The 9926-nt window shown below is 33.2% G+C and carries 6 protein-coding genes and 3 pseudogenes; 6 read left to right on the forward strand and 3 right to left on the reverse strand.

Features of this window, described 5'->3' with window-relative positions; genetic code table 11:
* Positions 1 to 163: 163 nt before the first annotated feature.
* Both CO726_RS23365 and CO726_RS23370 read left to right on the forward strand, forming a co-directional pair.
* Positions 164 to 589, forward strand: a complete 426-nt coding sequence (locus tag CO726_RS23365; protein ID WP_048525317.1) for a DUF4879 domain-containing protein — start codon at positions 164 to 166, stop codon at positions 587 to 589.
* Between the two features lie 364 nt (positions 590 to 953).
* Positions 954 to 1241: pseudogene (locus CO726_RS23370) on the forward strand (GNAT family N-acetyltransferase); the annotation flags it as partial.
* A gap of 4 nt (positions 1242 to 1245) precedes the next feature.
* Here CO726_RS23370 and CO726_RS23375 read toward each other — a convergent pair.
* Positions 1246 to 1515: a DinB family protein gene (locus CO726_RS23375; protein ID WP_169513065.1), complete on the reverse strand. Its 270-nt coding sequence runs from the start codon at positions 1513 to 1515 to the stop codon at positions 1246 to 1248.
* 248 nt (positions 1516 to 1763) lie between these two features.
* Between CO726_RS23375 and ectB the strand changes: the two genes are divergently transcribed.
* The 3 genes and pseudogenes from ectB to CO726_RS33045 form a co-directional block, all read left to right on the forward strand.
* Positions 1764 to 3047 (forward strand): diaminobutyrate--2-oxoglutarate transaminase, encoded by a 1284-nt coding sequence (gene ectB / locus CO726_RS23380; protein WP_099685848.1) that lies wholly within the window; start codon positions 1764 to 1766, stop codon positions 3045 to 3047.
* A 764-nt stretch (positions 3048 to 3811) separates the two neighbouring features.
* Positions 3812 to 4164: pseudogene (locus CO726_RS32590) on the forward strand (IS21 family transposase); the annotation flags it as partial.
* Positions 4157 to 4612: pseudogene (locus tag CO726_RS33045) on the forward strand (ATP-binding protein); the annotation flags it as partial. The pseudogenes CO726_RS32590 and CO726_RS33045, both read left to right, overlap by 8 nt.
* A gap of 158 nt (positions 4613 to 4770) precedes the next feature.
* On the opposite strand, the gene CO726_RS23395 reads toward CO726_RS33045, so the two are convergent.
* Together CO726_RS23395 and CO726_RS23400 are read right to left on the reverse strand one after the other, a co-directional pair.
* Entirely contained in the window at positions 4771 to 5418 is a 648-nt protein-coding gene (locus tag CO726_RS23395) for a 4'-phosphopantetheinyl transferase family protein (RefSeq protein ID WP_099685849.1), read from the reverse strand.
* Between the two features lie 98 nt (positions 5419 to 5516).
* The gene (locus tag CO726_RS23400) at positions 5517 to 6242 is read right to left on the reverse strand and encodes a thioesterase II family protein (protein ID WP_099685850.1); all 726 of its coding nucleotides are present in this window, start codon (positions 6240 to 6242) and stop codon (positions 5517 to 5519) included.
* 1074 nt (positions 6243 to 7316) lie between these two features.
* Here CO726_RS23400 and CO726_RS23405 point away from each other — a divergent pair.
* The gene (locus CO726_RS23405) at positions 7317 to 9926 is read left to right on the forward strand and encodes a non-ribosomal peptide synthetase (RefSeq protein WP_099685851.1); all 2610 of its coding nucleotides are present in this window, start codon (positions 7317 to 7319) and stop codon (positions 9924 to 9926) included.

The following is a 9926-nucleotide window of genomic DNA, read 5'->3' on the forward strand; positions in this document are numbered from 1 at the left end:
TTGTTTTACACTGTAAATAAGTAATTCGATGTCAAATAACTGCAGAAATATAAGATAGAATATTCTCATTAATATTTCTACAGTTTCAAACTATATACATATAAAGGTAATAGGATTATATTTGCAGTGAAAGAGAAAGTAATAGATGGAAGGGGATGTTTTTATGTTTAAAAAAGCAGCACTGGGTATTTCATCTTTAGCAATAACTGCGTTTGTCGGATTAGGAATGGCAACAGAAGCTTCTGCAGGACCTGCAGCACCACTTACTTCACTAAACGTCGTACAAGTAGAATCTGAGCAGGGTGGAGTAGAAACGATTAATCCAAACAGTTTTAGCACAACACGTGACCACGGGGGAAAATACTTATATATTACTACAAAGGAAATGGGATATGGTCAAAATCCATTTGCGAAAATGAATGGTTTTAATGTGAAAAGTATTGGCTCTACTATAATTGGTGGAAAACCAATTGTTGGTTGGTATTATAAGTGGGATGCTTCTGGGCATCAGCAAGGGACATTTGAATACCAGAAAACATCTATTAACGCTCCATTTAATACCATGCGAACTTCAATCTATATCAAATAAATATTTTGAAGAGTTATAGGGATTTATCATACAAAATTCAATTTATAAAATCGGATTCACTTATATGAAAGATAAGAGCATTTCTTAATAGGGGATGCTCTTATCTTATTATATAGCTCCAATTTACATGAACGATGGACTTATGACTTTCTTTTTTTAGACCATTTTCGCTTGTAAATAAAGTCACGATAAAATATAAAAAGGAAATTGCTCTTATGTTAAAAATCAATTTCCTTTTTACGGGTTAAAAATATTTTAACTTTATTATAAAGGAACCTAAATCATAGCCTGTTTTTATTATAGCTATAGCTGAAATTATAGCTAATGGATATTAAATATATGGATTGTTGAGGAGTGCCTTTATGTTTTTCATAAATATTTTGGTAAGCATACTTATGAGATTGGTTGGGTATTCAATCCTAAATATTTCAATAAAGGATATGCTTCTGAAGCTACACAAGCCACATTGAAATATGGTTTTAAGGAAATGGGATTACATAGAATTATAGTTACATGTCAGCCACAAAATACCACATCATATCGATTGATGGAGAAAATGGGAATGAGAAAAGAGGCTTATTTCAGGAAGTGTATACCACATGGAAATGAGTGGTGGGATGAATATTATTACGCTATTTTAGAAGAAGAGTAGTGTTTCAGAGCTCATTATTTAGATCAAAATCATAATTGAAATTGTACTTTGGTGCTTTCGTACCAAAATTAGCCCATTCCTCTATTGCTGGACCGTAAATAGCGGGCATTTTTAAGTTAGCTTGGTGCATCAGAATTGTCATTTTTCCTAGGTGCTGAATTTGATATTGAATTAAAAACAGTAAAAGGTCACCTTTTGATATTTTTGTTCCAGAAATATCTTTTTCTTCTGCAAGGCTTATCTTATTCCATTGTTCTTTTACAGTTTGAATCAAAGTATTGATATTTCTATAATCCTAATAAGAATAAATTGGCTTAAGATAAAGGATTACATAACTATATGCAAAATAATTAAATTGTATTGTTCAGAAAATTCCGTTGAAAATCCATTGCGCATGTTCTATTATATTAATATCGCATAAAAATTGTAATAAGTACCTGATTTTAAATCTTTTTACATTTTCAGGATGTGTATTCAATCAGTTAGAATTACGATAATAATTTAGAAAGTAGGCATAATCTAATGTTAAATACTAAATTAAATACATTTGAACAACTAGAATCAAATGTACGTTCTTATTGCCGGAATTTTACTGACACCTTTGAGATTGCAAAAAATTTCAATTTATACACAAAAAAAGGAAAGGAGTATATTGATTTTTTTGCTGGGGCGGGTGCATTAAACTATGGTCACAACAATGACTTTATAAAAAAGCAAATTCTTGCATATATAGAATCTGATAAAATTATGCATGGATTAGATATGTATACCTCTGCAAAAGAAGATTTTTTACAAAGCTTTTTTAATTTAATACTTAATCCTAAAAAGCTGGATTATAAAGTACAATTTTGTGGGCCGACGGGAACAAACGCTGTAGAAGCTGCATTAAAAATTGCAAGGAAATCAAAGAAAAGAACGGGGATTTTTTCCTTTACAGGTGGCTTTCATGGAATGTCATTGGGAAGTTTATCTATAACTTCTAATGATTATCATCGTAATGCAGCTGGAGTCAACTTGTCGGATGTTACATTTATGCCATATCCAACTGATTTTCCCTTTGATACTATCGAATATATTGAAGCATTACTAACAGATAGTCATTCGGGAGTTTCTAAGCCAGCTGCTATTATTTTTGAAACTGTTCAAGCAGAAGGAGGAGTAAATATTGCTTCAATTGATTGGATTCGAAGATTAAGACAATTATGTGACAAACACGATATTCTTTTAATATGTGATGATATTCAAGTTGGGTGTGGAAGAACGGGCAATTTCTTCTCGTTTGAAAGAGCTGATATTATTCCTGATATAGTTGTTTTATCTAAATCTATTAGCGGTTATGGTTTACCTATGTCTATACTTTTGATAAAACCAGAACTAGATATTTGGGAACCGGCTGAGCATAACGGAACTTTTAGAGGGAATCAATTGGCATTTATTGGGGCGACAGCAGCACTTGAATTTCGTGAAATTAATCAACTTGATATGAGTGTAAAAAGTAAAGGAACATGGCTGGAGAAATATTTGAATGACCATATTTCAGCATTAGATGAAAAGATAATAATACGTGGGTTAGGTTTAATTTGGGGGATAGATTTATCAGGTTTAGGGAAACAAGCATCTATCCTTGCCAAAGAGATTGCTTCTTGTTGTTATGAGAATGGATTGCTAATTGAACGTGTAGGAAGAAATGATACTGTATTAAAGATTATGCCACCTCTCACTATCGACATTGAAGGTCTAGAGAAGGGCTGTATAATCATGAAAAATGCGATGGAAAAGAATATAATTCAGCAGGTTAAGAGATGAAAAGGAGTGCGAATATTTTAAAAATAAAGTGAATACAAGTAATATCGTTAGTGACTTTGATGAAGGTTTTATTATTTATATTCCAAGTATTACCGAGGGTCTTTATATGATAGTTTATCAATCTAAATGCGACAGCTCATTCTGAAATGCTTCGTGAGTAGTTTTCTACTCTAAACATTTTCTGGGTCTTTGATTAATAAGAAATAGTACTTGATTCAATTGTTGTTGTGAAACAAGGCCCAAATCTGTTTTTTAGGATAAAACTCGCATAATAGGCTATTAGCATCTTCGTGACTTAATAAGGATCGGTAAAGAAAATTGCGATTTTCAGGTTGTTATCCACTCGTTGCTAACACGAAAACTCTTTTCCTCTATCAACAATAGCTATTTGAAATGCAGTAGATTAACCTGTTTAATAACGAATTCCATAGATTCTGCCGTTCTGTCTGGGATGACAGCTGCTTGATAATACCATATTTTTCGCTCGATATATTTTTCTGTGCTTGTTCACTGTCATATATCTTGTTTTCTTTGGAATTTCTTTTTAACTCTTGTGAGATAGATGAATGATGTCGTTTTAAAATTGAACCTACTTTTCTTCTGAAATATCCCAATCTATAAAGTGATTCTAGTTGTCCACATTTAAATGTGGTGAAATGAGAATAGCTCATACTCGTCCTCTGTGTTAAGTAAGTGGTGTGGTAACTTCTACTTTACACGGAGCGAGGTGAGCTTTTTTGTCTTTTAGGTGTCTCACTTAATAATACAATTTGTCACAAGAAAAGAATCTCTTACAGTTCCTACAAAAGAACACAATAAGAGATTCTTATAGAATCAAACATACACTTGTAAAATTCGATGCATCGAACAGGATTTCCTAAAAGTCAAGTCAATGCTCAATTCCAGCTAAGTATCAAGGAAAGACCTTAGTCTACAAGTATATGATAATCAGTTATTTGTTTATTATTACACAGAGCTAATTGTGCGGTATAAAGTAAGCCACTCGAAGTTGGATGATAAAGAAACATTTTCTACAGTAGTTCCTCAATATCTAGATATCAATAATTTAGCCAAACAAAATTTATCTGCCACAGGTGAGGTGTATAGTAATGAATAATAGTTATCAACAATTAACAAAGAATCTAGAATATCTAAAACTTAAGCAATTGGTACAACACCTCGGTGAAGTTGTTGATTTAAGTATTAATAACCAATTATCATTTGTAGAAACAATAGTAAAATTAACAAATTACGAAATCGATGTGCGTGAGCAAAATATGATTCATTCTATAGTTAAGTTCGGAGCATTTCCTTATTTAAAAGAAATTGAAGATTTTGATTTCCAACCAAGTGTTAACCTCCAATAAATTTTAGATTTTGTTTCTTTTATGTTTTTTAGAGAAGCATGAAAACATTGTTTTCTTAGGACCGAGTGGTGTATTGGTAAGAACCACTTAGCGACTTCAATTGGCCTCGCAGGAGCTAAGAAACACACAAGTATATATTTAGTCAAATGTTATTGTTTACTTCAAAATCTTAAACGTGTAAAAATGGAAAATCGCCTTGTTACTTATAAGAACTATTTAAACATCCGAACATTCAGATTATTTTTCTGTTAGTTGACAGACATATCCATCGGCCTTCTTTTATTTTCGTTAATCTACAATAATAAATGATTATGTTGAATTTTTATCATACCAATTAAAGAGACTGTTACAATACCCTAAAGAATATCGGATCTATCTAAAATTTGGATTTCTAAATCAGAAACATGTCTTAAATTTGTACAGACAGCTACAATGTAATTTGGTTCTAATCGATATAATTGAAATAGGAAATGATGAAAAGAAAGCGTAGTGTTGCTTATTGTTATTTTATTTTGAGTCCATTTATTCATATCAAAGCCAACACTATTAATTGGAAAAAGAAGTCCTTGACCAATTGTTTTTACAAAAGCTTCTTTTAATGTCCATATCTCATAGAAAAAAGATAGTTGATCTTTAGTAGGAAGACTATATAGATAAGCTTTTTCTTCCTGTGTAAAACATAGTTCAGATACTGAAAGATCTATAGATTGTATCTGCTCAACATCAACACCAATTTTTCCATTAGTAGTTATTCCAGATATAATCCATTCGCCCGAATGAGAAAGATTAAAATCTCCTTGCCAGTTGCGGAAATTTTTTAGAAAAGGACGTCCTTTTTGATCTCTTTCAATAGAAGACGGATTAATTGGCTCTTGTAGTAAAATCTGCAATCGTCTTCGTACAGCGATATTTGCTAATAAACTCCTTTGTCGATCTTCCCACTTTCGAAATCGCAATATCCGCTGTCTTTCATTATTTGATAATAGTTTAAGTTTCTGCTCCATAGATAGGTCTGTAAGTTTATTACCTACTTTAAATGCAATAAGATCTATATAATTTTGAATAACTGTCTCACCTCACACATTTTTGTAAATAAAGATGTTTATAAGCTATTGTTATTTAATATTAACCGAATTTTTTTTGCGACTTCTTCGACTTCTGAATTAAGAAACATATGGCCTCCTGAAAAATTGTGAAAGTGTACTTCGTTGGCCCATCTATTCCAACCCGAGGAGTGTTGAAAACACATGTGATCTAACTTGCCATTAAAAATGTGAACAGGAGATTGAAGTAAAGTATGATCATTATGTTTAAATGTTTCTAACGCCTTAAAATCAGCGCGGAATATTGGTAAGAAAAATTGTAATAATTCTTTTGATTGTACTAATTCTTTAGGAATTCCACCTAACTTTATAAGATAGTTTATTAAATGGGTATCATCGAAATTGGAAATATTAGTATACTTGTGTTGTGGAGGTTTAGTTGCAGAAATAAATATAGCTCTTGGGAATACACCTTTTTTTTCCATCTCCTGAGCTAATCGGTAAACAATTAATCCTCCCATGCTATGCCCAAACAAAGCAAAATCAACACCATCAAGTAGTGGGGTTAATTCTTGAATGTATATGTTTACTAATTCTTCGAAATTATCATTTAATTTCATTCGATTTGTACCATGACCGGGAGGTTCAATAGCGAGTATGTGAAAAAAATCATGTAAATATGTATTCAGTGGACGAAAGGATACTGAATATCCTCCTGCAAACGGGAAACAAAATATTTTCTTATGATTTGTTGATGATTGGAATTCCTTAATTATTTGACTCATTTTATACTCTCCCTTTTAACCATAAACGTTTACGGATTTTATCTATTAATTTATCTACCTACGACATAATTAAACCTTATGTTTTATATAAGATTTCTCTAATGATTATTAGGTGGTCTTTCTATTAATATATGCTTTAAAGCTGTAAATACCGTGTCGATTGCAAGGTATAGGCAAGAAATTTATAAGATCTTAAACAGATCTAAAAATGATTGAAAACAATTTATCATGTAGAAAATGAAATCATAGTTATTTTGACATTTTCACCACCTCAAGAGGCAAGCTGAATAACGTCAGTGGGATTCTTCCTACCAAAGGTTTAGTCCATTTCTGGTATTGCTGATGAGTAAGATTGCTACCACTCTGACAACAGAGCATATAGGTTCGTGGTCTATATACTGTGACCGTACTGTACAAATTGTTGGTTCTCAAATGCTGTTATGTCTTTTGCATGACTATGAATAAAGTATAACATGTTTTGCTATGTAAAAAACGATACTTTCATCCCCTGTCTAAAGTGGGATGGAAGTCCTAGGTGAACTTTCCCATATTGTAAATACTGTAATGAGTTGGCTGTTTTTCTTATTATTTGTACCGCATCAATAAAATTTAACTAACAAAAATATTAGGTGTGAAATATGTTTAGTTTATAGAAAAATAAAAAGATTAGAATAATTTGTTGAAATATCCAATTAATTGAAATAAAATGGTTATAATGTTAATTTTTCGAAAAAAATGAATAATTTGTACTTTAGTAAATAAAATCTGTCAATATATATATAAAGTTTTTTAAGAATATACGATGCTATTTATATCTCATCTCTTGTATAAACATCTTCAGTTCATTCAATAAAGTTTACTTTGGACGATTGTGCAATCTTAGTACTAATAATTCTTTCATGTGAATTTTAATTTCTTGAATCTATGTGTCAAAGCTTTCCTTGTCTATGGTTTTTCGTTATATGTCTACCTCCCAATAGGCATTATCTTTAGAATTGGACTTTTGTTCCGAAATAATTAATTCCATTATATAAACACTTGATTTAATATTTTGAAAGGTATTGGTGATATATATTGATTACACAACAAAATCTAAAACATTTCTTAAATTGTGAACAGCATATCCTTAGCCTTCCTTTCACAAATAGGAAGGAATCAGGATATGCAATTTACAAAAAAAAATTACCCGATTACCTTTTTCAGAGTTTAAAGATGTTTTCTCACGACGAAGGTGTAGCATTACTTTCTGCATTAAATATACTTTTATATCGGTATACTGAAAAAGTCGAATTTTGGATTGGCTCTCCACGGATAAAATCGGATAACTCTTTATCTAGTAATCTAGAAGACATTAATCCAAACGTTTTTAATATAAGATTTTCCGAAAAGTTTACTTTTTGTCAGGTATGTAAGGAAGTTGAAACTGCACAGATTGAATCTCAAGAATTAACATCATTTGCAAAATTGCAATCTGAGCGTAACAAAGAGAGTAGTACACCATTACTTCAGGTATTGTTTGATTTTATAGATATGACAAAATTTTCAGTTGAGACTTCTAAGACAGTTTCTAATCATATACAAGAATTTCAAGAATTGAGTGGTGCCTACATAGGGCTATATACGTTTAGAGAACAATCTGGAATCTCACTTTCTATGGTGTATGACAAAGGTCGCTTTAGCCAAGATGTAGTGGCACGTATACTTGGGCATCTTGAGAAGGTATTACATAATATGATAAATCAGCCAGATTGTTTGATTGAACAAGTATCAATTTTAACGGAAGAAGAGCAGAAGGAATTGATAACTATAGCAAATATTGATGTTTGTGAATTCCCCAATGAGGGGCAGATTCATGAATTATTTACAAACCAAGTATTATTGAATCCTGAAGCTATTGCAATAGTAGTAGGTGAACACTGTTTAACCTTCCGCGAACTTAACCATAAGGTAAACCAATTAGCACGTTATTTACAGAAACAAGGAGTAGGTGTGGGCGATCTCGTAGGAATTTGCCTAGGGCGCTCAGCAGAAATCATCATTTCACAATTGGCAATTCTGAAAATAGGGGCTGCTTATGTACCTCTTGACCCTACTTACCCAACAGAGCGGTTGGTTTATATGATGATGGATGCAGCATTGGGATTTGTTATTAGCGTATCGGAATTGGCGGAGCAGTTTGCTGATTCTGAAGCAGTAATCATTAATCTTCAAGACGAGAACGGAAATATTGAAACGGAGAGTACAGAAGAGTTGAATGTAGAAATTAGAGGCAATCAACTAGCCTACATGATTTATACTTCTGGCTCTACAGGAAGGCCCAAGGGAGTGATGGTTGAACATCATTCTGTGCGAAATTTGTATTATGCTGTCAGGGATCATCTTGATCTGAATAAGCACCGTTCTATTGTAGCCTTAGCAAGTATGGCTTTTGATATCTTTGTTATTGAATCCGTCATTTCACTAGCTTATGGATTGAAAGTAGTCATCGCAAATGAAGTAGAGCAGCACGACTATAAGGCACTTCATACCTTACTTAAGACACATCAAATAGAAGTTTTGCCTGGAACCCCTGCACGTCTTCAACTGATGCTAAATGATGATGACCATAAAGAAAGTTTTCAATCTGTAAAAGTCATCTGTATGGGAGGAGAGTCGTTTCCTCCTACGTTGTTTGAAGCTGTACGTAGCGTGAGTGATGCCAAGATTCTCAATATATACGGACCAACAGAAACAACGGTATACGCTACAATCAAAGAATTGACAAGTCCTGATGAAATCACCATTGGAAAGCCGCTTGCCAATTATGAGCTTTACATTATGGACAAGAATATGCAAGTACAGCCTTTTGGTGTCAAAGGTGAGATATGTATTGCCGGTGCCGGCTTGGCTCGTGGCTACCATAACCGTGACGAGTTAAATCAAGAGCGGTTTGTACAGCATCCGTACCAACCAGGAAAACGGATGTATAAGACAGGAGATATAGCACGTCTTCTCTCAAACGGAGAAATTGAATATATAGAACGGATTGACCATCAGGTTAAAATCCATGGTCACCGCATTGAGCTTGGGGAAATCGAAAATGTATTAGAGGGAGCTCCTAAGGTGAAGCAGGTAGTGGTGGTTGACCGTTTGAGTGAGAAAAACACCAAATATTTAGCCGCTTATCTCACTGTAGAGAAAGGGTATCATGCAAAACAAATGGCGGAGTGGCGTGAGTATCTTCGAGTACACCTGCCGTCGTATATGGTGCCCGCGTTGTTTGTGCCAATGGAGTCGTTTCCGCTGACTCCGAATGGTAAAGTGGATCGTAAAAAATTACCTAACCCCGAATCAATGGGAGTGGTTTCAGCAGAATATATAGCTCCCCGCAATCCAATCGAAGAGCGGATTGCAGCGATTTGGACAGAGGTGCTAGGTACGCAGAAAATTGGAATTCATGATAATTTCTTAGAACATGGCGGTAATTCTATCCTGGCCACTCAGGTCATTACACGGATTAATGAGCGTTTCAAAGTAAAATTAACGCTCATTGAATTTTTAAGTGAACCAGTTATTGTGAAAATAGCAGAAAAAGTTAATCGTAAAGAGCATCAAACAAGTAAATCCTCAAAAAGAAACAATGGTATTATGCGTCAATCACGGCGTTCACATGCGAAAAAATTAACAGATTTGCTAAATGATTAA

It is taken from the genome of Bacillus fungorum, from assembly GCF_002746455.1.
Classification (GTDB): Bacteria; Bacillota; Bacilli; order Bacillales; family Bacillaceae_G; genus Bacillus_A; species Bacillus_A fungorum.

Excerpts from the sequence above, each read along its gene's own strand:
- CO726_RS23365 (WP_048525317.1), top strand. The coding sequence starts at position 164 with ATGTTTAAAAAAGCAGCACTGGGTATTTCATCTTTAGCAATAACTGCG.
- CO726_RS23400 (WP_099685850.1), bottom strand. The coding sequence starts at position 6,242 with ATGAGTCAAATAATTAAGGAATTCCAATCATCAACAAATCATAAGAAA.
- ectB (WP_099685848.1), top strand. The coding sequence starts at position 1,764 with ATGTTAAATACTAAATTAAATACATTTGAACAACTAGAATCAAATGTA.
- CO726_RS23395 (WP_099685849.1), bottom strand. The coding sequence starts at position 5,418 with ATGGAGCAGAAACTTAAACTATTATCAAATAATGAAAGACAGCGGATA.